This window comes from Hyphomonas johnsonii MHS-2, from assembly GCF_000685275.1.
GTDB classification, from domain to species: Bacteria; Pseudomonadota; Alphaproteobacteria; order Caulobacterales; family Hyphomonadaceae; genus Hyphomonas; species Hyphomonas johnsonii.
In genome coordinates, this window is the sequence record NZ_ARYK01000011.1 from 21,500 (window position 1) to 44,271 (window position 22,772).

General features: G+C 59.7%; 22 protein-coding genes. 10 read left to right on the top strand and 12 right to left on the bottom strand.

Features of this window, described 5'->3' with window-relative positions:
- Nucleotides 1–52 precede the first annotated feature (52 nt).
- From HJO_RS16115 to HJO_RS16135, 5 genes are all read left to right on the top strand, one after another.
- Nucleotides 53–1,558 (top strand): arylsulfatase B, encoded by a 1,506-nt coding sequence (locus tag HJO_RS16115; protein WP_051618719.1) that lies wholly within the window; start codon nucleotides 53–55, stop codon nucleotides 1,556–1,558.
- A gap of 36 nt (nucleotides 1,559–1,594) precedes the next feature.
- Nucleotides 1,595–2,584, top strand: coding sequence for a glutathione S-transferase N-terminal domain-containing protein (locus tag HJO_RS16120; RefSeq protein ID WP_277813177.1), 990 nt, complete (start codon nucleotides 1,595–1,597; stop codon nucleotides 2,582–2,584).
- A 100-nt stretch (nucleotides 2,585–2,684) separates the two neighbouring features.
- Nucleotides 2,685–3,479: an enoyl-CoA hydratase/isomerase family protein gene (locus HJO_RS16125; RefSeq protein WP_035619057.1), complete on the top strand. Its 795-nt coding sequence runs from the start codon at nucleotides 2,685–2,687 to the stop codon at nucleotides 3,477–3,479.
- Nucleotides 3,480–3,487: 8 nt separating this feature from the next.
- Complete coding sequence (locus tag HJO_RS16130) at nucleotides 3,488–5,107, top strand: AMP-binding protein (RefSeq protein WP_035619060.1); 1,620 nt, start codon at nucleotides 3,488–3,490, stop codon at nucleotides 5,105–5,107.
- Nucleotides 5,108–5,161: 54 nt separating this feature from the next.
- Nucleotides 5,162–6,145 (top strand): formylglycine-generating enzyme family protein, encoded by a 984-nt coding sequence (locus tag HJO_RS16135; protein ID WP_084142147.1) that lies wholly within the window; start codon nucleotides 5,162–5,164, stop codon nucleotides 6,143–6,145.
- A gap of 494 nt (nucleotides 6,146–6,639) precedes the next feature.
- Here the strand turns inward: HJO_RS16135 and HJO_RS16140 are convergent, their stop codons facing one another.
- The 9 genes from HJO_RS16140 to HJO_RS16185 form a co-directional block, all read right to left on the bottom strand.
- The gene (locus tag HJO_RS16140) at nucleotides 6,640–7,302 is read right to left on the bottom strand and encodes a TetR/AcrR family transcriptional regulator (RefSeq protein ID WP_035619154.1); all 663 of its coding nucleotides are present in this window, start codon (nucleotides 7,300–7,302) and stop codon (nucleotides 6,640–6,642) included.
- 24 nt (nucleotides 7,303–7,326) lie between these two features.
- Nucleotides 7,327–8,835 carry an NAD(P)/FAD-dependent oxidoreductase gene (locus tag HJO_RS16145; RefSeq protein WP_035619063.1) on the bottom strand — a complete coding sequence of 503 codons (1,509 nt, stop codon included), beginning with the start codon at nucleotides 8,833–8,835 and terminating at the stop codon, nucleotides 7,327–7,329.
- A complete protein-coding gene (locus HJO_RS16150; RefSeq protein WP_035619065.1) occupies nucleotides 8,832–9,794 on the bottom strand; it encodes an alpha/beta fold hydrolase in 963 nt (320 codons plus the stop codon). The genes HJO_RS16145 and HJO_RS16150 overlap by 4 nt, the downstream gene beginning before the upstream one ends.
- Nucleotides 9,791–11,476 (bottom strand): N-acyl-D-amino-acid deacylase family protein, encoded by a 1,686-nt coding sequence (locus tag HJO_RS16155; RefSeq protein WP_035619068.1) that lies wholly within the window; start codon nucleotides 11,474–11,476, stop codon nucleotides 9,791–9,793. The genes HJO_RS16150 and HJO_RS16155 overlap by 4 nt, the downstream gene beginning before the upstream one ends.
- Before the next feature lie 15 nt (nucleotides 11,477–11,491).
- Complete coding sequence (locus HJO_RS16160; RefSeq protein WP_035619069.1) at nucleotides 11,492–11,740, bottom strand: hypothetical protein; 249 nt, start codon at nucleotides 11,738–11,740, stop codon at nucleotides 11,492–11,494.
- Complete coding sequence (locus tag HJO_RS16165) at nucleotides 11,740–11,979, bottom strand: hypothetical protein (protein WP_035619070.1); 240 nt, start codon at nucleotides 11,977–11,979, stop codon at nucleotides 11,740–11,742. The genes HJO_RS16160 and HJO_RS16165 overlap by 1 nt, the downstream gene beginning before the upstream one ends.
- A gap of 956 nt (nucleotides 11,980–12,935) precedes the next feature.
- Nucleotides 12,936–13,655 carry a phosphocholine cytidylyltransferase family protein gene (locus HJO_RS16175; RefSeq protein WP_035619072.1) on the bottom strand — a complete coding sequence of 240 codons (720 nt, stop codon included), beginning with the start codon at nucleotides 13,653–13,655 and terminating at the stop codon, nucleotides 12,936–12,938.
- Entirely contained in the window at nucleotides 13,652–14,341 is a 690-nt protein-coding gene (locus HJO_RS16180) for an HAD family hydrolase (protein WP_051618721.1), read from the bottom strand. The genes HJO_RS16175 and HJO_RS16180 overlap by 4 nt, the downstream gene beginning before the upstream one ends.
- 5 nt (nucleotides 14,342–14,346) lie before the next feature.
- Nucleotides 14,347–15,483: a CDP-alcohol phosphatidyltransferase family protein gene (locus HJO_RS16185; protein WP_035619074.1), complete on the bottom strand. Its 1,137-nt coding sequence runs from the start codon at nucleotides 15,481–15,483 to the stop codon at nucleotides 14,347–14,349.
- Between the two features lie 116 nt (nucleotides 15,484–15,599).
- Between HJO_RS16185 and HJO_RS16190 the strand changes: the two genes are divergently transcribed.
- Complete coding sequence (locus HJO_RS16190) at nucleotides 15,600–16,004, top strand: HIT family protein (RefSeq protein WP_241764773.1); 405 nt, start codon at nucleotides 15,600–15,602, stop codon at nucleotides 16,002–16,004.
- Nucleotides 16,005–16,045: 41 nt separating this feature from the next.
- On the opposite strand, the gene HJO_RS18255 is transcribed toward HJO_RS16190, so the two are convergent.
- From HJO_RS18255 to HJO_RS16205, 3 genes are read right to left on the bottom strand one after another with little or no spacing between them, the layout of a single operon-like run.
- The gene (locus HJO_RS18255; protein ID WP_035619078.1) at nucleotides 16,046–16,837 is read right to left on the bottom strand and encodes a nucleotidyltransferase family protein; all 792 of its coding nucleotides are present in this window, start codon (nucleotides 16,835–16,837) and stop codon (nucleotides 16,046–16,048) included.
- Nucleotides 16,834–18,018: a hypothetical protein gene (locus HJO_RS16200; RefSeq protein ID WP_051618724.1), complete on the bottom strand. Its 1,185-nt coding sequence runs from the start codon at nucleotides 18,016–18,018 to the stop codon at nucleotides 16,834–16,836. The genes HJO_RS18255 and HJO_RS16200 overlap by 4 nt, the downstream gene beginning before the upstream one ends.
- Nucleotides 18,015–18,503, bottom strand: coding sequence for a DUF2141 domain-containing protein (locus HJO_RS16205; RefSeq protein ID WP_084142149.1), 489 nt, complete (start codon nucleotides 18,501–18,503; stop codon nucleotides 18,015–18,017). The genes HJO_RS16200 and HJO_RS16205 overlap by 4 nt, the downstream gene beginning before the upstream one ends.
- A 153-nt stretch (nucleotides 18,504–18,656) precedes the next feature.
- Between HJO_RS16205 and HJO_RS16210 the strand changes: the two genes are divergently transcribed.
- The 4 genes from HJO_RS16210 (at nucleotide 18,657) to HJO_RS16225 (ending at nucleotide 22,769) form a co-directional block, all read left to right on the top strand.
- The gene (locus HJO_RS16210; RefSeq protein WP_035619081.1) at nucleotides 18,657–19,835 is read left to right on the top strand and encodes an LptF/LptG family permease; all 1,179 of its coding nucleotides are present in this window, start codon (nucleotides 18,657–18,659) and stop codon (nucleotides 19,833–19,835) included.
- Nucleotides 19,832–20,887: an LptF/LptG family permease gene (locus HJO_RS16215; RefSeq protein WP_084142151.1), complete on the top strand. Its 1,056-nt coding sequence runs from the start codon at nucleotides 19,832–19,834 to the stop codon at nucleotides 20,885–20,887. The genes HJO_RS16210 and HJO_RS16215 overlap by 4 nt, the downstream gene beginning before the upstream one ends.
- Nucleotides 20,884–21,849: a diacylglycerol kinase family protein gene (locus tag HJO_RS16220; RefSeq protein ID WP_162173850.1), complete on the top strand. Its 966-nt coding sequence runs from the start codon at nucleotides 20,884–20,886 to the stop codon at nucleotides 21,847–21,849. Before HJO_RS16215 ends, HJO_RS16220 begins: the two co-directional genes overlap by 4 nt.
- A gap of 77 nt (nucleotides 21,850–21,926) precedes the next feature.
- Nucleotides 21,927–22,769: a hypothetical protein gene (locus tag HJO_RS16225; RefSeq protein WP_156945815.1), complete on the top strand. Its 843-nt coding sequence runs from the start codon at nucleotides 21,927–21,929 to the stop codon at nucleotides 22,767–22,769.
- Nucleotides 22,770–22,772: the final 3 nt, after the last annotated feature.

The following is a 22,772-nucleotide window of genomic DNA, read 5'->3' on the forward strand; positions in this document are numbered from 1 at the left end:
CTGTCGGCCGCCCCGGAAAGCCCGCAGCGCGCCTCTATTCGGCTCAGCACTGATGGCGCTCTTCCTGACGAGCCTGGTGGCGGCCTGTTCATCGCCTGCGACGAGGGCGGGAGAACCGGTCGATCCGGTAGAGGCGGCTGAACGGGCAGTGCCCAACATCATTATCCTTCTGGCGGACGACATGGGATGGAATGACGTTGGTTTCCACGGGAGCGAAATCCGGACACCCAATCTCGACCGCCTGGCCGCAGAAGGTGTCGTCCTCGACCGGTTCTATGTGCAGCCAACATGCAGTCCCACACGGTCTGCGCTGATGACCGGGAAGGCGGCCTTTCGCCTCGGCGTCTTTGCGCCGCTGTCGAAAAACAACGCCACAGGCCTTCCGATCAGCGAGACCCTGCTGCCGGAATACTTGAAGACAGCGGGATACAGCACCGCGTTAACCGGAAAGTGGCACCTCGGGGCGCGTCACAGGGCCTATCTTCCGAACCAACGGGGCTTTGACTATTTCTACGGAAACCTTACCGGCGGAATTGGGTATTGGGACCACGTCCATGGAGGCGGGTATGATCTCCAGCGTAATGGGGTGGCTGCCCGGGATAGCGGCTACATAACGGACCTGATCGGTCATGACGCAAGGAGAGTCATCCGATCACGCAAGGCAAATCAGCCTTTCTTCCTGTATGTCGCGTTCAACGCCCCGCACCTTCCAAATGAGGCGCCCGAGCAAGCGATTGCGCAATATGGCCCGATCGACCGGCAGGACCGGCGTGTTCATGCCGCCATGGTAAGTGAACTGGACCGGCAGGTCGGGCAGATCCTCGATACACTGGAAGACGAAGGAATCCTGGACAACACGCTCATCTGGTTCATGAGCGACAATGGCGGGCTCATCGAGGCGCCGCAATCTGTCCGGAACATGACAGACGCCGAGAGGCGGGCGCACCTCGAGACGCAATATGGCGTGCCGGTGTCCCAGCGCTTCCTCGATTTCGTTCGCATCAACCAGACCGAAGGCGGGTCCGACAATGGGCCATTGAAAGGCGGGAAAGGAACCGTGTGGGAAGGTGGGACGCGGGTTCCGTCCGTCGTCTACTGGAAGGGGACGCTGGCGCCGGGGCACCGGCCCGACATGGTGACGGTCCAGGATGTCCTGCCGACCCTCCTGTCGGTTGCGGGCCTTGCGAAACCCGCTGCGCCGATTGATGGGCGGGACGTCTGGCCTCTCATCCAGTCCGGGGCCACGCCTGATGAACGCGCCTATGTGGTTCAGGCGCGTCATGGCGGCCTGGACCTCGCTTTGTATCAGTATCCATGGAAACTCGTTCAGCCATCAACAGGAGCGGCCATGCTGTTCGATGTCGAGGCGGACCCTTCAGAGAGCAGGGACCTTGCAGCAGACTATCCCGACATTCTGGCCGCTCTTCAAAAAGTCCTGACCGACTTTCCACGAGGGAGAGACGTCGCCGAACCGTTCGACAGGATCATGCAGGATCCGGACTTTTTCGGCGGCGAAGAAGACCGTGTGCCCTGGGCGGACCAGGTGGTTGACGACTGAGCGGGACACCCCAGGAAGGACGACGGTTTGTACACATTGTATGGTGCGCTTGGATCCCCTTACTCCATGAAAATGCGGGCGCTTTTGAGATATCGCCGCCTGCCGCATATATGGGCGCATGGAAAATCTGCAGCGGCCGCGCGTAAGCAGGTCAAGGTGCCGGTCATCCCGATTCTTGAAATGCCGGACGGGACATTTCGCAACGACTCCACGCCACTCATCTACGAACTTGAGGCAATTCACCAGGCGAGATCGGTCGTTCCCGTTGACCCGGCAGCTGCCTTCCTCGCGCACCTGCTGGAGGACTTCGCGGACGAATGGATGACAAAGGCGATGTTCGCCTATCGGTGGCTGGATCCGGTTGGCAGTGTTCAGGTAAGCAGATGGCTCTCATTCGATGCGCTTGAGGGGGGCGGCCTGCAGCAGAGCCAGGCCCATGCTGAGGCTTTCAGGAAACGCCAGGTCGACCGCATTGGACTCGTCGGCTGTACGCCCGGGAATTTCGCTCTGATCGAGGCAACGACGCGGGGTGTGCTTGCCGCGCTGGAAGCGCATGTGGTTGACGGGACCTGCTTCTTTGGCGACCGCCCGAGTCTCGCTGAGTTTGCCCTGTTTGGGCAGATATCCCAGCTCGGGACTGATCCTGCCTCACAAAAAATGATGCAAGGCGACTATCCCTATACGTATCGATGGCTTTTGCACATGGATGACATGTCTGGCTGCGAAGGTGACTGGCACGGCCCAGCGGACTTCACGCCGCAGGTGGTCGAGCGATTGCTGGCCATCGTGGGCGAAGTTTACCTTCCATTCCTGGTGTCCAATTCTAGGGCAATTCTGGCAGGGTCGGAAGAATTGTCCCTATCTGCAATGGGATGCACATATACCCAACCGGTCTTCAGGTATCAGATGAAGTGCCTGGCAGAAATTCGCAGGCATTATGCGAAGATTCCCGCGTCTGAAAAAGCAACCCTGACGGAGCTTCTCCAGAGAACTGGATGTCTGGACTACGTGCAGGAGGCAGCCTGACTGAACCTGAATCCTTTTTAGTGGCCAGCGGGACGACTCTGCAAGTTCGCCCGCCGCAGCCTCATGACAACAGCCATTGCGATGAGAGAGGTACCCTGCAGTGCGAGAATTCCTTCAAATAGAAAATACCGGCCATGTGCGGACAATTTCGCTCAACAGGCCGGAGCGGAAGAATGCGCTCAATGATGAGCTGGCATGGGCGATCGTGCAGGCGATCGAAGCCGCGGCATCCGATGACTCCGTGTGGGTGGTAGCTCTGAAGGGGGCGGGGGATGCGTTCTGTTCAGGGCTTGATCTGTCGGGCAATACACCCTTTTCGGCCCTCACTCCGCAAACCGCCCTGATTGACGATCTGCACTGGGTTGGCCGGTTTCTCCTGTCCATCAGGAAGCTGTGCGACAAGCCGGTTGTCGGGGGGATAAATGGCGCTGCTGTTGGAGCGGGCCTTGGCCTCGCAATGGCGACGGACGTCCGGTTGGTAAGCCGGAACGCCAAACTCATTGCCGGTTACACCCGTATCGGCGGGTCGCCGGATGCTGGGCTCACGATCACACTCACAGAGGCCATGGGCTATGAAAAGGCGCTGCGCTTCATGATGGAAAACCGGACGGTCGACGGCGCGGCAGCGGTCGATCTGGGGCTCGCTGGTGAAGTGGTAGACGCGGCCGACTTTGAAGCTCGACTGGAAGAATACTGCCAGGAGCTCTGTCAATGGTCGCCCATTGCCCTGCGCCTTCTCAAACGGGGGTTGGTCAAGGCGCTGGAGTCTTCCGACATGGAACAGCAGCTTCGCTATGAATTGGCAAACATCCGCAGGGCATTTGCAAGTGAGGACGCAAGGGAAGCGCGCCAGGCGTTTTCCGAGAAACGTATTCCGGTTTTTGAAGGGCGGTAGGACACATCATGAAATGGCATTTCGCTGACGTACTGGAGACGGTTACCGCCCTCGTGCCCGACCACCCCGCGCTTGTTTCCGATCATCGGGTCCGAAGCTGGCGAGCCTATGAAGACCGCGCCTCGCGGCTCGCAAAGGCGCTTGTTTCGTCCGGTCTGGAACCTGGTGCAAAAGTTGCCATTTATGCCCGGAATTCCAGTGAATTTCTCGAAGCCCAGTTTGCTGTCTTCAAGGCGCGGGCTGTGCCGGTCAATGTGAACTACCGGTATGTCGAAGATGAACTCAGATACTTGTTCTGCAATGCTGATGTTGAAGCTGTCTTCTTTGATGCAGGATTTGCCGCGAGGCTGGCGGCGATACAGGATGATATCCCGCGGCTGAAGCTAAAGGTCGTGATCGGCGATGCGCCGGGCCTGGGCCTGCCAGACGCGGAGCCGTACGAGCAGCTCGTCTCCCGCCATGAGCGCCTGGATCGTCTGCGCTACGATGAGACGGATCGTTACATGTTGTATACAGGCGGGACGACCGGCATGCCGAAGGGGGTCGTCTATGAACATAAGGGCCTGATCACGGGTCTATTGGGAACACTGCTTGGCCCCGACACGCCAGTGACGCCTGAGGTGCTGATTGAGCGGGTCCGGCAACTGGCAGCCAGCGGGGAGGGGCCCGTATCGATGCCGGTCTGTCCACTCATGCATGCGACGGGTATGTGGATCGGTGCATTTCGGGCGCATTTTCTTGGCGGTGCAGTGGCGACTCTGGACAGTGAAGTGTTCGATCCGCATGCTGTCTGGTCTTTCATTGAGCGTCACCGGGTGAGCGCAATCGCGATTGTCGGAGATGCCTTTGCGCGGCCGCTGCTCGCAGCGCTCCAGGAGGCCGACGAGCAAGGCCGTCCATACGACGTATCCGCTCTGAGGTCGATTGGATCGTCGGGGGTCATGTTTTCATCCGAAGTCAAAATGGGGTTGCTCGCCTACGCAGATGTCCAGATCCGCGATGCCATAGGTTCGACCGAGGGAAGCATGGGGGCTTCAATTGTCTCGAGGCAATCGCCGCCAGGGCAAACCGCGCAGTTTGCGTTCAATCGCACGACCCGAGTGTTCAACGAAAGGGATTTGGATGTCACTCCAGGTTCGGATGAAATCGGAATGATCGCCAATGGTGGCTTCGTGCCGGTCGAATACTACAAGGATCCTGAAAAGAGCGCCCGAACATTTCGGGAGGTTGGCGGTCAGCGCTACGCGTTTTCAGGTGACTTTGCAAAGGTCGCTGCGGACGGCACCTTGATCCTGTTGGGGCGCGGTTCGAACTGCATCAACACAGGCGGTGAAAAAGTGTTTCCCGAGGAAGTCGAGGAGGCCCTCAAGGGGCATGACTCAATCTGGGACGCCCTGGTTGTTGGGGTGCCGGATAAGCGGTTCGGGGAAAAGGTGGTTGCGGTTGTGTCACCCGCGCCCGGCATGTGTGTCGATACCGATGCCGTTGACGCGTTCGTCCGCCAGCGTATCGCAGGATACAAAACGCCTCGGAAAGTGATTGAAGTTGCAGACATTCGCCGGGCGGACAATGGCAAGGGTGACTATGGATGGGCAAAGGCCATCGCACTCGAGGTATTGGAAAATTGAAACAGATGGAGGTTGAGGCGTGTCGTTTGTGCTGACCGTCTCGGGACACAGGAAATGACCGGCCACACATCGCGCCCGATCCTGGCGCAGGCCGCGGTGTGGGCGGCAGTTACCGTCTTCACTCTGGTAGGCTGTGATCGCGCGCCTGCTGGTGAGACAGCGCCAGCGCGCACCGAGCCAAGCTGCCCGGCTGCGCCTGGCGTCCAGACAGTAGACGTCCCGTCTGGTGATTTCCTGATGGGTTCGCAAGATACCTATCCGGAAGAAGCTCCGGTGCGTGCAACGGAAGTTGCAGCGTTTTCCCTGGACGCAACGGAGGTGACCAATGCTGAGTTTTCCGAATTTGTGGGCGCGACAGGCTATACGACCGTAGCTGAGCGAAAGCCAGATCCGGCCAGAGTTCCCAGAGGTGCGCCACGTGAGTTCTTCCTGCCGGGGGCTGTTGTGTTCACTCAACCTGACACGCCGACGCAGACGTGGTGGCGCTATGTTCCCGGTGCAAACTGGCGTCATCCGGAAGGGCCCGGTAGCGATATTCGCGGGAAAGCGAACTATCCTGTCGTACAGGTCGCCTATTCTGATGCATCTGCCTACGCGGCCTGGAAAGGCCGGCGCCTGCCGAGCGAAGCTGAATGGGAGTACGCGGCCCGTTCAGGCCGCGCGGCGACACGTTACGCATGGGGCGATGAGGCCGACTCGAAAGGCTCCCGGCGGGCCAACACCTGGCAGGGGCTCTTCCCGATCACGAATACTGCCGATGACGGATTTGAACTGCGGGCGCCTGTTGGATGCTTCGCGCCCACGCCTTGGGGACTCTACGACATGATCGGGAATGTTTGGGAGTGGACGAGCACGCCATATGGCGCCGGAATCGCACAACAGGGCGAACCGGTACTCGCCATCAAGGGCGGCTCATTCCTCTGCGCTCCGAACTTCTGCGCGCGGTATCGCCCGCCTGCCAGGCAAGGTCAGGAAGCGGGACTTCCGACAAATCACATTGGCTTTCGCACCGCAAAAAGTGCAGCGCCATCAAGATGACGGCATGCCCCTAGTAGGGATCCAGCGGACTATGATCCCGTGCGGCCCATCTGTAAGGGGCGGGTCAATTCCTATCGTCCTGGACGGCTAGGCACCGCCTCGTGCCCTAGAAAGTGTAAATTCCTAGAGAGTTGCGTGTTTAACATTACAACGTCGATTGAGTTGTGGCGTCAAACAGAATGGCTCACGGGTGCGCAACCGCATGTCTTCCGGATTGTTCCAGCTTCCCACGGTTTCAAAATGCACACCAAAGCGCTGCATATAGACGAAATTGTCATGAAGGGCCTCCCGCTAATGGTCTTCCCAATCAGAGGGGTGGGCGTTCGAGTCCCTCATTGGTCCATGTCCGAAACGCCTCGCTGGACATGACCTTGCGCGGCCAGACCTCAGTCCGAGAGCATTGGCTGTGACGTTCACCGATGAACGTCGTTACTTCGTCGCTGAGGCCAATGTATTTAAGCTGCTTCGTTCCCCTGCCAGCAAGCTTCAGATTCCTACAGTATCGACTGGAAGGCCTGAATCTTGTTTGCAAGAATTTTCATGCCTCTCGGCGTTGCAGCGCCGCGCAGGACAAGAGCATAACCAAGAGCTGCGGTTGGCAGGAGCTTGTCAGTTGCGAGTGCGCCCATTGACCATGAGAGCATTACACCGTTTGCAAATAATGACAGCATTCTCTCAAGGGTATCAGCCGGGTAGGCAGGTGCCAGCAGGCCCTCCTGCTGGGCATCAGAAATCAGAGCCTCCCACGCCTGGCTGTTACGCTCCAGACGTTCTGGGGTTGCGAGCCCTGTATCTTTGGCGCCCTGAACATCCAGAAGCGCCTTCCAGAGCGGCCGGTAGAAATCCGGATCTTCCGTGAAATAGCTGGTCGCGAGCGCGTGTGCATCGAACAGGCGTTCAAGCGCATTGTCGGCTTTGAGCTTGCTGAACCGCTCCGCGAAATCGCGCTCGTCCTCGAACACGGCCAAGACCACCGCATGCTTGGAGCCGAACAGGTTGTAGGGCGTTGCCAAGCTAACGTCCGCCCGTTTGGCGATCATGCGCATCGAAAGATCTGTGTCGCCGGTCTCCCGGATCAGATCGCGCGCCGCACGGACAATGCGTGACCTGCGCTCCGCTTTCGCCCGCTCCCGCTTGCCAGGTGCAGCGGTCACCATGATGCCGGACTCAACCACTCTGCTTCACGCCCCTTGCGCGATGCGGTCGATATCCGCCTGGAAGTTCAATGACAACGCCTTCATCATCTCCGTCCGCTCAGGGCCCGGCTTGGGCGGATAGGCTGCCGCATTGCGTTTTTTTCCCCGCAGCCAGTAGTAGATGACCTTGGTCAGATTACGGGGGCTGCCAAGCCATTTGTTCGGATGTTCGAGCATGTGGAATCCACGCATCGCATCACGCAACAGGTCAATGTCATTGCGCACCGCGATCGCAACGCCATCCTCGAAGAAGCTTTCAATCAGTTTTGACCGGAAACGCTTGCGATAGCCGGGGGTGAGCGCCTGGCGGGCGCGTTTGATTGCCCCGCGATCCTGTGTGCGCTGGTTGATGTAGTAGGGCCGCAATTCAGCGTGCAGAAGCTTGTGATAAGTCAGGGCGCGCGCCGCGGGATCCGTGGACTCCGCCAGCGCTTTCCTGAGCAATTGGGCACTCGCTGCTGCGAAGGAACAACCGCGCCCGTAAAGCGGGTTTGTCCGGATCAGGGTATCGCCCAACGCGAAGTATCCTCGCGTAGCGGGCTTGTTGTCGACAACGACATCGCGCCACCGGCTGATGAGATCCCCCATGCCGTGCACGCGCCCGACCGGCACTGACCGCTCGGCATTTGTCCAGGGTGCCAGTCCCGGCATCAGAAGGGTAAGATTGTGGAAAAGGTCCGGGTCCAGGATGGCCTTGCGAAGTTCCATCTCCACTTCCGGAACAGCAATGGTGATCGAGAAGCATCCATTGTCTCCCGGAAACACGCCGAACTTCAGGAATCCCAGATCGCCTGTGGCAGGCGGATTGCCGAGCCTTGGCGGCTCCTCCATGCCAGGCTTGAGGCGGTAGTGCCGTGTGAAATAGAGAATCCCCGAGGATTCCTGTTCTTCCTTGAAATGGATGCACTCTTCCTTGATCTGGTCGATCAGGAAGCCGCTTTTGCCAGAGGAATCCACGACAATGTCAGCTACCAGCGTTTCGTCGTCGTCGTCGAACTTGCCGGAAACGCCCAGCACATCGACGATGCCGTCTTCGGCCTTCTTGGTGACAAGTCGGCGCACCAGGAAACCCGACTTGATTGCAACGTTCGGGAGTGCCTCGACATAGCGGCGCATGGCGAGTTCGAGCGTCGTTCGCCGGCTTGTGATGATGGTCAGTTCGGCATCGTTCGGAACGGGCTGGTAAGATTCCAGCTGCGCTTGCGTGAGCATTGATTCAAATGGAATTTCCCTGACACCCAAATTAAGCAGGTCTTCGAGAAGCCGCGGGTGATCTCGCGTGAGCATTGTCCTGAGCCGGGCCAGGAAGGCATGGCTCTGGCGCAATTGTCCTACGCCCGTATGGCGCCATTCCTCGAACACCGTATCAGGATCGTCGCTCGGGGGTGGGGCATCACGTTCCAGAATGGTGATGCTCCGGCCCGTCTGCGCCAGGGTAAGCGCCGTACAGAGACCACCGATGCCTGCGCCAACGATGATGACTGTTTCGTTCATCCGTCGATCTCTCGCAGGAAGGAAAGGATGGTGTCGTTGACCGCTTCAGGCGCTTCCTGCTGGGTCCAGTGGCCAATTTTCGGGATCAGCTTGTTGATGCGCAGGTCGGTAACGAAGTGCGGCATGATCTTGATCGCTTCTTCTGCCATCATCACGACGCCATCATTGCCACCCGCAACAAAGAACGCCGGTTGGGAGACAGTTTGCGGCGCGTCTTTTGTCAACTCCCAGGTCAGGTCGTGGTTGCGATAGTAGTTCAATGGCCCGCGCATACCGGAGCGTCGGAATTCGCCTTCGTAGAAATCGAGGTCTGCCTCCGTCACCCAGGCCGGGAGCGTCACCGGATCGGGCAAACCGGAGAACATGTCATCATCCTCCGTTTTCACGGGCAGGGCGGTCAAATCTGTTTCGCCGCCCGCCATGACAAGGAACTTCTTCAAGGCGAGGCGAATATCGGCTTCGAACTCCGCTTCGGCCACGCCAGGCTCGAAAAAGTAGAGCTGGTAGAAGAATTGTCCCTTGAACATCTCGCGCATGAGCGCCATCGGCGGCACAAGCGAGCGTGGCATGAACGGAACGGACAAAGCCCCGACGGCCCGCACTACATCAGGATGGTTCAGTGCGGTCGCCCAGGCCGTGGGAGCACCCCAGTCATGCCCGATCACTACGGCCGATTCCTTTCCAAGCGCCGGAACGAGGCCGATAATGTCGTTGACCACCTCGACCTGATTATATGCCTCGATCTCGGCAGGCTTGTCGCTCTTCCCATAGCCGCGCATGTCGGGGGCAACGACGTGATACCCCGCGTCGGCCAGAGGTCTGAACTGGTGCCGCCACGAATACCAGGACTCCGGAAATCCATGGAGCAGCAAGACGAGCGGGCCTTCGCCAGCCTCGGCGATATTCAGCTCTATCCCGTTGGTCCCAATTCGCCGCTGGGACACGCCCGGCCAGCTCATGCCGCAACCGTTTTGGCTTCAGGTCCGGGAAGGACTTCACCACACGCGTCCTTGTATCCGCCTTGCTTCGTCCAGGCGATGGCGCCGCTAACGATCACCGTCTCGATGCCGTGAGAATCGCGAACATAGCGATATCCGTCCCCGGGCACGTCGTTGACGAATTTCTCTTCGCCGCGCTTTACGGTGGCGGGATCAAAAACGGTAATGTCCGCCACATAGCCAGGCTGCAGGAGGCCGCGCTCCGGGATCCCCCAGATCGCCGCTGTATCGGACGTGATCTTCTTCACAGCCGATTCGAGGCTCATTGCCTTCAGGTCACGGACAAAGTGGGAGAAGAGATACCCTGTATCGCCATAGGTCGAGAAAGACAGGATGTGCGCGCCGCCATCGCTTGCGCCAATATGGACGTGGGGGTGATTGAGAAGGCCACCGACAGCGGCGGAGTCATTGTGCCCCATGCCGGATGCCAGGAAGTGGGCGTCCAGGTCTTCTTCCAGTGACAGGTCAATCATCGCTTCAACCGGCGTTGTCCCACGCTGCTCGGCAATCTCTGCCAACGTTTGACCGATATATTTCTGGTTCGCATCCGTTTTTCCGTGACGGAAAACCAGGTTCGGCCAGAGTGGTGCAAGGGCTGCTGCTTCCTCAATCAGCTTCTTGCGATTATCCTTGTCGGCGAAGGCTGCCATGATGTCGTCAGGCGTGCCAAACCGCATGATGTGATACCAGGACGGAAAGCGGATGAACAACAGGCTGGGAACGGCGAAGCTGAAACTGATATCGATCGGCCGGGTTTGAACCTGGGGCCAAACGCGTGCACCCCGCGCAAACTGTTCATCCACACGCTTCATGACCCGCGCCACGGCATCGACGTTGTCTGCGTTCAGAAAGACAGGTGAGAAGGTGGTCGGAATATTGTGCTTCAGCGATGTTTCGGCGAGCTGGTCGAGGCGTGCAATCGTCAGGTCGGCATCATAGAATTCCGGTACGATCTGCAGCACGCGGCCAAATTCACCGAGCACACTGGCAAGCGCATCGATTTCCCGGGCATCCGCAAAGCGACTGGGCACAGGCTGCAGGCGCTCATCCATGTCGACATAGCTTGTCGACAGGCCGACAGCGCCCGCTTCAAGACATTGGCGCAAGACAGCCTGCATGCCCGCGATTTCCGCGTCCGTCGCGGTGCGCTCCATGGCGGCGTCATTCATGACCCAAAGACGGATCACACTGTGGCCGACCAGCGGCGCCACGTTTATGGCAAGATCCTTGCGGATGCGCGTTATGTATTCGCTGAACGTTTCCCAGTCCCATACGACGCCTTCTTCGAAGGCCTTCAGCGGCATTTCTTCGATCTGGTTGAACATGCCCACCAGTTTCATGCGATGCTTGGCCTTGAGGGGGGCGAGCGACAAGGAGCAGTTGCCCGAAACGATGGTTGTTACACCGTGCGAGAGCGCAGGCTTGGCGCAGCCGTCCCACAGCAATTGGGCGTCAAAGTGGGTGTGGGGGTCAATAAAGCCTGGCGTGACCACTTTGTCCGTAGCGTCGATCTCTTCGCGCGCCGCACCGGTTATCTCGCCGATCTCGACGATCCGGTTTCCCTTTACGGCTACATCTGCCTTGTATGCAGGTGCTCCCGAACCATCGACGACATTTCCGTTTCTGATGACAAGATCATGCATTGCCGTATCCTTCTCTCACTGGTCGTTTGAATTCATGAATCTGTTCGAGGACGCTTCGAGCGCGTCACGCACGTGTCCCCATCCTCGCCCGACCAACTGATCGGGGTGTTCTGCACGGCACGATTCCAGCAGGATCCGAACGGCATGTTCGTCCAGCGCGACGGGCGTCTCCCCACCATTCTCGAACCGGATCGTCACCATCAGTCCAGCCTCGCCATCATGCGTGGCAGCCAGCTGGACGCGACTGATGACGGCGCCACTCATCAACTCGCCAACGGCGGCTCGACGAAGATCACGTCGCTGGGAAGGATCGGGTTCGCTGAGCCGGCGTGGCCCATGCCGGCAGCAGCGCGCATGAAGACATGCAGGTTCCAGCTTTGCAGTTTTGCCACCGCTTCATCCTCAGCCAAACCGGGGAGTTCGCGTTTCGCAATTTCGTTCCAGGTGTCTCCTTCAGACGGGAGAATCGATTTTCGCACTTGTGTAAGGCCTTCGACTGCCATGAGTTTTCTTCCCCAGCTTTCCTGCTTCTCGAACGAATTAGAATGCGTTCTAATTTTTGTAGCAAGATGTTCCGTCGGGGAACGGGCGCGAAATCCAGTAAATTTCTTGGCATGGGAGCGACCATTTCGCTGAGAGTGACAGGACTTGATCCTGCGCTACGCGCCGTGCTGCGGCCCGCTGACGGCATGGCACAAAAGGCTCGCGATTATCGAAGACAGGTTGGCAATGGGCAGATGCTGCCTCCATTCCCTTTGCTCAGAGGCAAGCAATCTTCAGCGCTCATGGGGTATATCTACATCATTGTGATGCGCGAGCGGAAATCGGACGTAGATCGTTAGGGGAGTTGGATGACTGCGAGCAAAGCTGTGGCGTAGTGAATTGGGTTCCCCGCCAACTTCCGAGGCCAAATGCGAGAGAGGGGCGCCTCAGTTCGGCTCCCTTTGAAGGCGCCCGTGCGACGGTTATCGGGATTTTCCTGCGTGTAACCAGCTGCCAGGGCAGGAAGTACCAAGGCGTCGGCCTGCCTTGTTGTTCTGGCGATCGGTGAAGCGCACCCAGTCTGCCCGGTTCTGGGATATGCCGCGTACTCTGATCGCAAAGGCGTGGGGTCAATTGTCTGGGGGCGACGGTTTGGCACGAGACGTTCATCTGAGGGCAGGCCCCCGTACTTGGCCCGGAGATCATTCGGTCGATACTGATGTTCAAGAGCGGGCCTTGGTATGAACGTCTTTTAGGGAGTCCTGCCTCCTGTTCAGACCGAAGTTGCTTCCGGCTTGCGATGCGGCCCTGGCGCGAGAATGCACTTCAACAGGCCTGCAGCACGTGCTGGCGAAACGTTGCCCGCAGCAGGTACTTCCCGCCGTGACCTCGTTAGTTCGGATATTGACCATTAGGCAGCCTATACTGCCTACAGCGGTGAATTGCAGGGTGTAAGCAGCGGGGCAGATGATGTCCGTCAAAAGGATAGGGATTCGAGCGCCTTAAAATCCTCGACCGTGTCGACTTCCGCCCAGGCACGGCCCTGAATGGAGAATGTCTCCACCTCTCCCGTCGTGCGGGCAATGGCATCAATCGCCTTGAGGAACCACGCGGAGACGCCATCCTGAGTGCGCATCATCTGCTCGAGCTTGGCACGGAACAAGCCCGGACCGGACCCCATGAATCTCAAGAGGCCGATCGACTCTGCATGGCTGACGGACTGACCCAATGACTTGCCGATGGCCTTCAGGTGCGTACCTTCCAGAGTCACTTTCATGTCATCGGAATCATAGGATGCCTTGCGGTCGATGGTTACCTGAATGGGCCGGGCCGGGCTCGACAGGACATCCTGCAGGAGGGCGACTTCAAACAGGGTGTCTCCATTTATCAGCAGGAAATCCTCGTTCATTTGCTCGCGGACCATCCAGCAGGTCGCAAGGTTGTCGGCAACCTGGAAGAACGGATTGAAGAATGCAGAGGCCTTTAGCGGGCCGCTGCGTCCGGCAAGCTCAGCCTCGACGAGGCCCGGCAGGAATCCCGTCACGACGGTGGCCTGCCGTATGCCAGCTCTTTCCAGTGTATCCAGCTGGCAACCAAGCAGGGTGGTGTTTTTAACGGGCAGCATGCACTTCGGCATACTTTCAGTCAGTGGCAGAAGGCGCGAGCCGCGGCCGGCGCTCAATATGATGGCTTTCATGCAACCTCCGATGTGCCACTTGTGTGCGGATAACCGCTCGCAATCCGATAGTCCACCACCCTGACCTGATGGCCTGGCGCGGCGCGGCGTAAGCCGCGGGAGGGGTTGACCGCAATCCCGTGGTCGGCCTGAGCCAGCATGGCGAGATCGGAAACATGATCGCTATAGGCGAAGACCGGGCCATGAAATCGGCAGTCGTCAATCCGGCGCAATTTTTCGGTGCCATAGCAATTGAGACCGGCCAGTCTTGGGGGACGAACCTTACCGCCCGTGGTCCAGTCAAGGCGGGTCGCGATGACCTGGTCGAAGCCGAGCGCTGCCGCAAGCCGGTCTGCCAGAAGGTCTACTGCGGCGGTCGCAATGACGAGGCGGTCACCGCGTCGGGCATGCCACTTTATCGCGGCGACAGCACCGGGGTGCAGCCCCTGCGCGACTTCGCGTGCGATGAACGTGTCGGCAGCCTCCTCCAATGCGTCACGGTCGAGCCAGGCAAGTGTTCGCAAGCTGTGGGCCTTGACCGAGTCGCGGCTGGCGAGGCCCATCTTGTGTGCGATGCCATGTCCGATCAGCCACGGCAGGCGTAGCAGGAACGGGACCCGCGCACGGTTCACAAAGAAGACGAACCGCGTCCACGTTGGTGCGCGCGTGATCGTTTTATCGAGATCGAAAATGGCCGTTCCGGGCATGATGGCTAACTCTCCATCCAGACGACCGGTTTGTCCGGTTGTGCGAGCGCCTGGAACAACCGGACACCATGAAAAACGAGGCAGAGGATCGTCCAGACGGCAATTGCCACAAATCCCCAGCCGGGCTGGCCAACCAGGACAGCCAGCATGAAGATAAGCATGTTCGGGTTGCGCCGCGCGGTAATGACGCGCGCGCGTGAATCGATCGGACGCCACACATGAATGTGAAAGCCGAAATACCGCATGAAGAATCCTTCTTCGAGGCGGTTCAGGACGTACCCGACAAGAATCGCACCCAGTGACATGAAAAGGAGCCCGTCGGAGGGGCCGCCGGGTGCCTGCATGAGCCCGTGAAATATTGCCCAGTACCAGAAGGGTGGATGGATCAGGTCGATGCCGTGATCGTAGATGTTGCCCCAGCGTGAATAGGTCATGGTGGTGCGGGCAAGCTTGCCGTCAACCGTATCAAGGAACGTCATGCTCCATGCGGCCAAGATGCCAGGGAGCCATGCGCCTATCCAGAAAAACCAGAACGCAAGACAGACAAAGCCGAGGCTGGCCGTCGTGACCATGTTGGGTGACAGGTGCAGCCGGGCGGCGAGACGCGTGGCGTGAAAGGCGGGGATTGGCCAAGCATATTTGGTAACGAGGTCCGTAACCCCTTTATACGATCCCTTGAAGAGGACGCGCTCGACCTTGTGGGGCGGTGTTTCCTGCAGGGATAGCGCGTAGGGGGCTTCTCGCTTGCGGAGGGCTTTGTCATAGGGGTCTGCAAAGTCATTGACGTTGCCTGGGGTCAGGCCAGCGGCGCGCAAGGTCTCCGGGTCGGCAATGGTTTGCCCGACCAGGCCGGCGAAACGGTCGGCCTCAACCTCGTCGGGCAGGTGAAGGGCGGCAAGGCGCTGACCGGAACCGGAGCCATCCTCGACGAGCAGGGCAGCGCCAGGGGTTGCCAGCAACGTACGCTGCAGGGCAGGTGACAACACCCACTCCATGCCCGTCAGCAACCGGCCGTCCTGCGTGCCGACCTTGGCAGCGCCGACCTTGGTCCACGACCGGCGCTGCCATTCGGCCAGATCAAGGCCCCAGAGCCTCACGGAAGTCTCACCAAGCAGGCGGACCACGACATGTGGTTTTGTCATTCTAAAAATACGCCTCAAAATTCTTTGCGAAGTGATAGGGTCAACCGATACGCTGGTCCCTGTAAAGGAATGAGGTCCTTATGAACAGAAACGCGACATTTGAAACTTTCGGCGGGATGCGAACACTTGTCGCAGACTACCGTCACTGGAGTGTCCAGGCGCGCCCCCGGCAAGTGACCCTCGGTGCCATGGTTCTCCTGTCTCATGGCCCGGCGCACAGTTTTTCGGAACTTCCGCCGGAGGCCTTTGTCGAGCTCTCGCACGTCGTTGGCGATATCGAGGCGACTGCCGCTGCGACGTTCGGCTACGCCAAGATCAATTACCTGATGTTGATGATGGTCGATCCGCATGTGCATTTCCATGTGCTTCCCCGCTACGATGCACCGGTGGAATTCGAAGGAGTGGCCTATCCTGATCCGGGTTGGCCCGGTCAGCCCGACCTTGGCGCATCGGCGGGGCTTGCTGATGCTGTCCGTGTCGCGTCCGTGCTGAAGGCGGCATGGCCGAAATCGCGTGTCTGATCCAGTCAGGAGCGGCTGAGGCTCACGGTGCGCAACGATCATCACCTTGCTCGGGTGAAGATGTCGCGGACCAGTTCCAGGTCGCGGGTGGAATCGACATCAATCGCTGCCTCGGCGAACGGCAGGAGCACTGCTTTTATCCTTGTTCCAAGGCGTTTCGAAACCGTCTCGAACACCTTCTCCACCCCTGGACGACCAATCAGGATGTGCAGCGCCGTCAAAGGGCCAAAACGCCAGGCAATAAGCCAGGGGCGTTTGCGGTCCTGTTCCGCAGCGCGCCAGAAGCGCACGGCCCGCAAGGCATCAGGGGTCGCGATGTAAAACAGGTTGCAACCTGAAAGCTCCGGTCCCCCGAGCGACAGGTAGGTCCGCTTCGTTTGTGGATAGACGGATTCGATCGTCTGGCGTGTTGCCAGACCCACCGTCAGGTCGGCGTCGCCTGCAATGGCCTCCCGTAGAAAATGATCGACCATCTGAGGAGTCAGGAGGGCGTGGTCACAGGTTGTCACCAGCAGGGGGATCGGAACATCCAGGCCAAGTGCTCCGAGCAGGCTGGCTGCAGGCCCGCCTTCCACGGAGATGACGCCCCTCACGGGCAGGCCACCGCTCGCACGCTGAAGCAATTCATCGTCAAGGCCGGAGACATGAACCGGTTCTCGCACGCGCCGGCTAAGGGTCAGCGCTCGCAGCACCCTCGCGAGCATGGGTTCGCCCTGAATGTCGATAAGCGCCTTGCTTGGTACGCGTTCGGATACGCAAAGGGGGTCGCCGCTGGCGCGTGCGCCAGCGAGGACGAGCGCTGAGACAGGCGGTAACCGCTCTGGTCCGGTCATAACGCTTTGTCGTAAATGCGATAAGTCTTGTAGCGGGGAGCAGCGTAGACCGAGACAAGTTTGATGAGATCCCGGTTGGTCTCGAGAATCCACGATGCCTCGACTTCCCGGACGCCCCGTGCGTGCTGCGCTGCAAAGGCCGCCTCACAGCTCGCGACCATGGCCAGCATGCCCCGACGGGTCTTGTGAAATTTTCGCCGCATGCCGGCAAGCGGCAGTCTGGCTGTCCGCGTGCCCCGCAGGTTCAAGCGGTGCAGCAATTGCAGCCAGCCGAAGGGCAACAACCGGCCATCGAGCCCCTCTGTTGCCTCGTTCAGGTTTGGCAGCACCAATGTGAAACAGGCCGGTTCGCCGTCGATCAGGCCGATCCATAGCCCGTCGCGTCGTATCAGCGGCTTCAATTCGTTAGCCAGGTGCGTGATCTCGTCTTTGCCGAATGGTACAAAGCCCCAATTGTTGGACCATGCATCGTCGAAGATATCGAGAACGAGATTGATTTCGCCCTTGTAGTCCTGCGAGTTCAGCATGCGCACTTCGAGGCCGGGATCACGGCCGAAGGCCTCCTTGAGCTTGCGGATTTTTTCAGGCACCCGGTAGGGCTCGCCAAGCGAGCACATATAGGCATGCAGGTCCATCGCCTTGGTGTAGTGGCACGCTTCCAGCGCCGGCGCATAGTCAGGCCGGCCGTGCGGCATCATCATCACCGGGGGGGTGTCAAACCCGTCCACCAGCAAGCCGCATTCCTCATTGACCGAAAAATTGAACGGCCCGGCGATTCTCTTCATGCCGCGTGAGCGCAGCCAGTCTTCGGCGGCCTGCATGAGTGCACCGACGACTTCGCCGTCTGGCGAAATTGTATCCAGAAAACCAAAGTGCCCTGTCGCATCCTTGTGCACTTCAAGGTGGGCCGGATTGATGAAAGCGGCGACGCGCCCAACCACGTCATTGCCTCGGCGCGCGACCATCAGGACGTGCTCCATGCGCGCAAGCGACGGGTTCTTGGCGGGGTCAATCTGCGCCGCCCGCTCGAATCGAAGTGGCGCACGCCAGTCCTCAAGATGCCCGTAGGCTTCGTAGGGGACCTCGAGGAACGCCTTTCGGTCGGCCGTCGTTTGCAGCGGGCGGATCGAGATGTCGCCGTTTGTCGAAGGCTTCGTCCGGACCAATGTGTCGTCGGTCATTCCTGCAGCTCGATCTGGATCAGTGTCGAGCCGTCACCGGCCTCGAAAGCAGCATCCTTGAAACGGGGCATGCCGAAACCCAATGGCTTGTTGTTCGACAGCGCAAAGGGTTCGGCCGGCAACCTGTTCCACTTGCGGGCAAGGTCACGATCACCGTTCAGGTCATTGTAGGCTGCCAGTGCGTAGGTCCCGGCCGCGTTGATATCGAAGCACACGGTCTGCGTGCCGTCCGTGGCTGGCACACGAATACGGTGCAGTCTGGATGCCTTCCGGAGAAAATCGTGCACGCTGGGAGCATACAGTTCAACCGTCAGGATCCCTCCAGCCCTTACGCCCGCGACGTCAACCTGGATTTGCGGCGCGTGCGAACCGCATACCGCTGGCGCTTCATGCTGGCGGATATCCAGGGTCTGGCCCGAGTCTGCGATTGCCCCGGTCGCAAGCAAGGCCGGAGCAAGGAGCAATGCCTTCGAGACTTTCAACATGATCCTCCAAATCTGACGCAAACGTGACGTATCGGTTAAGATGACATTATAGTAATGACAAGGTGACGGTCGTATCAATGGAAGCCTGCAGCAGGGGCTGTTCGGGCACTGTCGCAATGCGGCAGATTCAGCTGACGGGAGATTGCGCAAGGGATGATCGTGAAGCTCGATCGCTATCTGCTGCAAAGCTGCCTCGGCCTGTTTGGCGGGCTGACCATGCTCGCGCTTGCCTTGCTGCTGCTTGAACGGCTGATACGCATCATCGATATCGTCTCCGGGTCCAACGATACGGTCGTGGCGGCCAGCCTGATGGTGGCGAATCTTGTCCCTCATTACCTCGACCTTGCCCTGCCAGGGGCATTCCTGATCGCCATGATCATCACCATTGACCGGCTCAGTCGTTCTGGCGAAATCGTCGCCCTGATGGCGGCGGGTGTGTCGCTGTACCGGATCGTCACACCTTACCTCGGGCTGGCTATCATACTGGCCGTGGTGTCGTTGTTCATATCCGGGTTCCTGCAACCCTTGTCGCGCTACAATTACCGACAGGTCGTGTATGACCTGCAAAACGAATCTGTCGTGACGGCATTCCAGGAGCGCAAGTTCGTCCAACTCAAGGATCGTATTGTCTGGACCGACCATGTGGACGGCTCCAAGCGTAATCTGGGGCAGACCTTCATTCTCGAAACCGAGCCGGATGGCGCACGCCACTTCCTGACAGGGCAAACCGGCGAGTTGAATGAGATGGGGGATGGGACCATCATCATTTCGCTCAACAATGGAGCGGGCGGGACCGTCGGCGGGGCCGATGAATCCGGCTCGAACCATACAGTGTCTTACGGCCAGCTGAGTTGGCCGATGCCGACCCCTGATGGTGACTTTCGCAAGCGGGGCCAGGACGAGCGCGAGCTGGTCTTGCCGGAACTCGTCGCTGCATCAAAGGGGGCGAGTGACGCTGCGATCGACCCGGTTGTTGCCAATGCGAGTTTCCATGACCGTGTGAGCCGCGCCGCGATATTACCCATCCTGCCATTGATTGGCGTCATCCTCGGACTCAACCTTGGCCGCACGCCGCGTTCCGGTGGTATCGCGATTGGTATCCTCCTTCTTCTGTCGGTCCAGAAAATCCTGGAATACGGCTTGGCATTGGCCGAACGCGGCGCTGTTCCGGCATGGGCCGGCTTCTGGCCGGTCGTCCTGGTTCTTGCCGTGGCGGCGCTTTTCATGTTCCGCCGCCTTGCTCACGGTCACATACTGTTCGGGCCAGGGCGGGTTCGCCGGCGATGGAAATCGCTCCCGGCTAAACGCGTGAGTGACACCACCCAGATATGACAAGCCGCCTTTCGCGTTACCTGTCGGTGCTATTTTTGCAGCGCCTTTTCATCACCTTGTTCGGCATGGTGACGCTGCTCGGTGTGCTCGATGCGCTTGGCAATGCTGACCTTGTGCCAGACGGTGCGGGATTGGTGGGGCAGGTGAGATACATGGTGCTCAGGATGCCCATCCTGTTCGACCGGACGTTCGTGTTCGGGCTCCTGTTGGCCGTCCTGCTAACGTACGCGTCTCTGTATCGACGAAACGAACTGGTCATCATATCAGGCTCCGGCTTGTCGGTTTTTGGTCAGGTCCGCGCTCTTGCTCCTGCTGTTATTTTTGTCAGCGTCGTATCTGCAATCGGGATTGACCAGATCAATCCGGTTGCCAGCAAAGCGCTGGAGGATTGGCTCGGCACCTCTGTCCTGCGCGAGAATTCGCAGACGCCGGAGCGCGTGTGGTTGTCCGATGGCCGGTTGCTCGTCGAAGTCGCTGGAATGCAGAACGAACGCCTGTCTGGCCTGACGATTTTCGAACGTGATGCGAACGGCGCCGTGATTGCTGTCACGACGGCAGGCACGGCAAGCCCGGTCGCGGGCGGGTGGCGGCTTGAAGATACCGAGCAGCAGCGATTCGACGGGCGAACACCGCAGAACGATACGTTCTGGTCCAGCGCGCAGACCCCCGACAGTCTTCACCTCCTGTTGACGGAGCCGCGTGACCTTGCGCTCGCAGACCTGCTTGCTCTCCACCGGATGCGGGGCTCCGGCAGTCGCCCGGCCAGCGCATACCTGCTTTGGGCGCTACACCGGATTTCGCTACCGCTTGCAGCCCTTGCGGTCCTCATGCTCGCAGTTCCGATCATGCAGCTTTACGGCCGGCGTGACAGCAGCGACATTGCCCTGGCGCGCGGCGTGGCGGCGGGGTTTGTCTTCATGGTCACGGACGGTGTGCTCAAGACGCTTGCCGAGAGCGGTCGTTTCAGCGCCCCGCTCGCGGTCGCCCTGCCAATACTCGGTCTGGCCTTGGCCGGTTTATGGCTGGCCCTTGGTCGGGAAGTTCAAAAATGAGGGCCCCGGTTGGGCTGGTCGTAAATCCGCGGAGTCATACCGTCCGGCGGAAAGGCTCTGTTTTGGAAGCGGCCGCCGCCAATATGCCGGGTGTGTCGCTGGTGAAGCTCGATGACTTCAACCATCTTGAGGTCCAGATGGCTGGCCTCGCGCGCCAAGGGGTCCGGCAGGTCTATGTCGAAGGCGGCGACGGCACCTTGCAGGCCGTGCTGACAGCCAGCCTTGCACCCCGGTCAGGTTTCGACGACGTGCCCGAATTTGCAATCCTGCCGGGCGGCAGCACAAATCTTGCCTACAAGGTCTTCGGCCTGAAACTGAAGACTCAAAATGTGGCGCGCGCGTACATAGAGCGCCGTGCCCAGCAGGGCGACAGGCTTGCCACGGCCTGGCACAGAGCGCTGGTCGTCGACAACGCAAGCCTGGCAAGCCCCGCAATTGGATTTCTCCTGTCGACCGGGTCTCTGGCACGCGCCATGGCGTACACGCAGCAGCAACTGCATGGCGAGGGGCATCGCGGATCACTTGCCATCGCGGGGGCGATGGCACGGCTCATGGCGAGGCCCAGCCGGCATCTTGGCCGTGATGGCCAACCTGTGCTCTGCCCCAGTCCGCTGACGGTCGAAGCGCCACAGTTTCGGGTGGAAGGCAGTCATGCGCTCAGCCTGATGACAACCCTGCCTTCGCTCAACCTTCGCCTCCGGCCTTTCTGGGGTGAGGGAGCTGCACCCATCGCGGTCACACACGCCGGCTGGCCGATCAAGGGTCTACATGCTGCACTGCTGAAGGTATTGGTCGGTCAGGCAGGTCACCGCATGGTCCAGCATGGGCTGGTCAGTCATCGCGCCGACGCTGTCAGGTTGGACTACAAGGGGTGGATCATGCTTGATGGAGAAATGCTGCCCGCCCCCCCCGACGGACATCTCGCAGTCGGCGTCACACCGCCGATAAGGTTCATGAGATGATAGAGGATTCGGTGCGTGAGGGCCTGCGCGAGATTGTACGTGCTGACCAGCTGCCGCTTAACCGGGCGGCAGCCTGCATGGCTGATGCGATCCGTGCGAAGCACCCCGGTGCCGTGCGCGCACTCATCTTTTACGGCTCAGCCCTGCGGATGGGAGAGCGCGCCGACAAGATGCTGGATTTCTACGTTATCGTCGACAGTTACCGAGCGATCCACGGGGTGGGTGTGAAACAGTTTGCGTCATTCCTCGTTCCTCCAAGCGTCCATTTCCTTGAGGTCGTGGATGGCGATGGCGTGCGGCTGCGCAGCAAGTACGCCATCGTATCGGAAAAGGCCTTTCACCGGCGCACGCGCGGCGATGCATTCGAGTCGATGCTGTGGGCACGCTTTGCCCAGCCAGCAACCATCATTACCGACGATCCGGCTGTTCACGACGCCCTCATCGACACGTTGGCAAGCGCCTGTGCGAAGCTCGCCAGGGAAGTTGCGCCGATGCTGGACGAGCCCGTCCAACCGCTTGACCCTTGGGTGAGGGGCCTGACCGAGAGTTACCGAACCGAGCTACGCCCGGAAACGCCCGAGGCCCGTGCGCAAGAGATTGTCGGTCGATTTGAGGACCGCTACCGCAAACTCACGTCTCTGCTCTTTGCCCAGCAACCCCCGCCATCAACTGGCCGCGGTGCGGCGGCCGCGCTTTGCCGGGTGCGCTGGTTCCTGCGGCGGGTCATCGGCAAACCCGTCGGAGCGCTGCGCGTACTAAAGGCCGCCGCGACCTTCGATGCGGGACTCGACTACATCCTCGAAAAAATCGAAGGCCACTCTGGCGTGACGCTTGTTGTCAGCGAGAATGAGCGGAATCACCCGGTGCTGCATGCGCCAGTTCTGGCTTGGCGCCTTTTCCGAGCCGGGGCTTTCCGCTGAACT

Coding starts and splice junctions, on each gene's coding strand:
- HJO_RS16220 (WP_162173850.1), top strand. CDS start 20,884: ATGAGGGCCCCGGTTGGGCTGGTCGTAAATCCGCGGAGTCATACCGTC.
- HJO_RS16225 (WP_156945815.1), top strand. CDS start 21,927: ATGGCTGATGCGATCCGTGCGAAGCACCCCGGTGCCGTGCGCGCACTC.
- HJO_RS16205 (WP_084142149.1), bottom strand. CDS start 18,503: ATGTTGAAAGTCTCGAAGGCATTGCTCCTTGCTCCGGCCTTGCTTGCG.
- HJO_RS16190 (WP_241764773.1), top strand. CDS start 15,600: ATGCGAACACTTGTCGCAGACTACCGTCACTGGAGTGTCCAGGCGCGC.
- HJO_RS16155 (WP_035619068.1), bottom strand. CDS start 11,476: ATGCATGATCTTGTCATCAGAAACGGAAATGTCGTCGATGGTTCGGGA.
- HJO_RS16130 (WP_035619060.1), top strand. CDS start 3,488: ATGAAATGGCATTTCGCTGACGTACTGGAGACGGTTACCGCCCTCGTG.
- HJO_RS16145 (WP_035619063.1), bottom strand. CDS start 8,835: ATGAACGAAACAGTCATCATCGTTGGCGCAGGCATCGGTGGTCTCTGT.
- HJO_RS16115 (WP_051618719.1), top strand. CDS start 53: ATGGCGCTCTTCCTGACGAGCCTGGTGGCGGCCTGTTCATCGCCTGCG.
- HJO_RS16175 (WP_035619072.1), bottom strand. CDS start 13,655: ATGAAAGCCATCATATTGAGCGCCGGCCGCGGCTCGCGCCTTCTGCCA.
- HJO_RS16200 (WP_051618724.1), bottom strand. CDS start 18,018: ATGACCGACGACACATTGGTCCGGACGAAGCCTTCGACAAACGGCGAC.
- HJO_RS16140 (WP_035619154.1), bottom strand. CDS start 7,302: ATGGTGACCGCTGCACCTGGCAAGCGGGAGCGGGCGAAAGCGGAGCGC.
- HJO_RS18255 (WP_035619078.1), bottom strand. CDS start 16,837: ATGACCGGACCAGAGCGGTTACCGCCTGTCTCAGCGCTCGTCCTCGCT.
- HJO_RS16165 (WP_035619070.1), bottom strand. CDS start 11,979: ATGGCAGTCGAAGGCCTTACACAAGTGCGAAAATCGATTCTCCCGTCT.
- HJO_RS16185 (WP_035619074.1), bottom strand. CDS start 15,483: ATGACAAAACCACATGTCGTGGTCCGCCTGCTTGGTGAGACTTCCGTG.
- HJO_RS16215 (WP_084142151.1), top strand. CDS start 19,832: ATGACAAGCCGCCTTTCGCGTTACCTGTCGGTGCTATTTTTGCAGCGC.
- HJO_RS16180 (WP_051618721.1), bottom strand. CDS start 14,341: ATGCCCGGAACGGCCATTTTCGATCTCGATAAAACGATCACGCGCGCA.
- HJO_RS16160 (WP_035619069.1), bottom strand. CDS start 11,740: ATGAGTGGCGCCGTCATCAGTCGCGTCCAGCTGGCTGCCACGCATGAT.
- HJO_RS16135 (WP_084142147.1), top strand. CDS start 5,162: ATGACCGGCCACACATCGCGCCCGATCCTGGCGCAGGCCGCGGTGTGG.
- HJO_RS16210 (WP_035619081.1), top strand. CDS start 18,657: ATGATCGTGAAGCTCGATCGCTATCTGCTGCAAAGCTGCCTCGGCCTG.
- HJO_RS16150 (WP_035619065.1), bottom strand. CDS start 9,794: ATGAGCTGGCCGGGCGTGTCCCAGCGGCGAATTGGGACCAACGGGATA.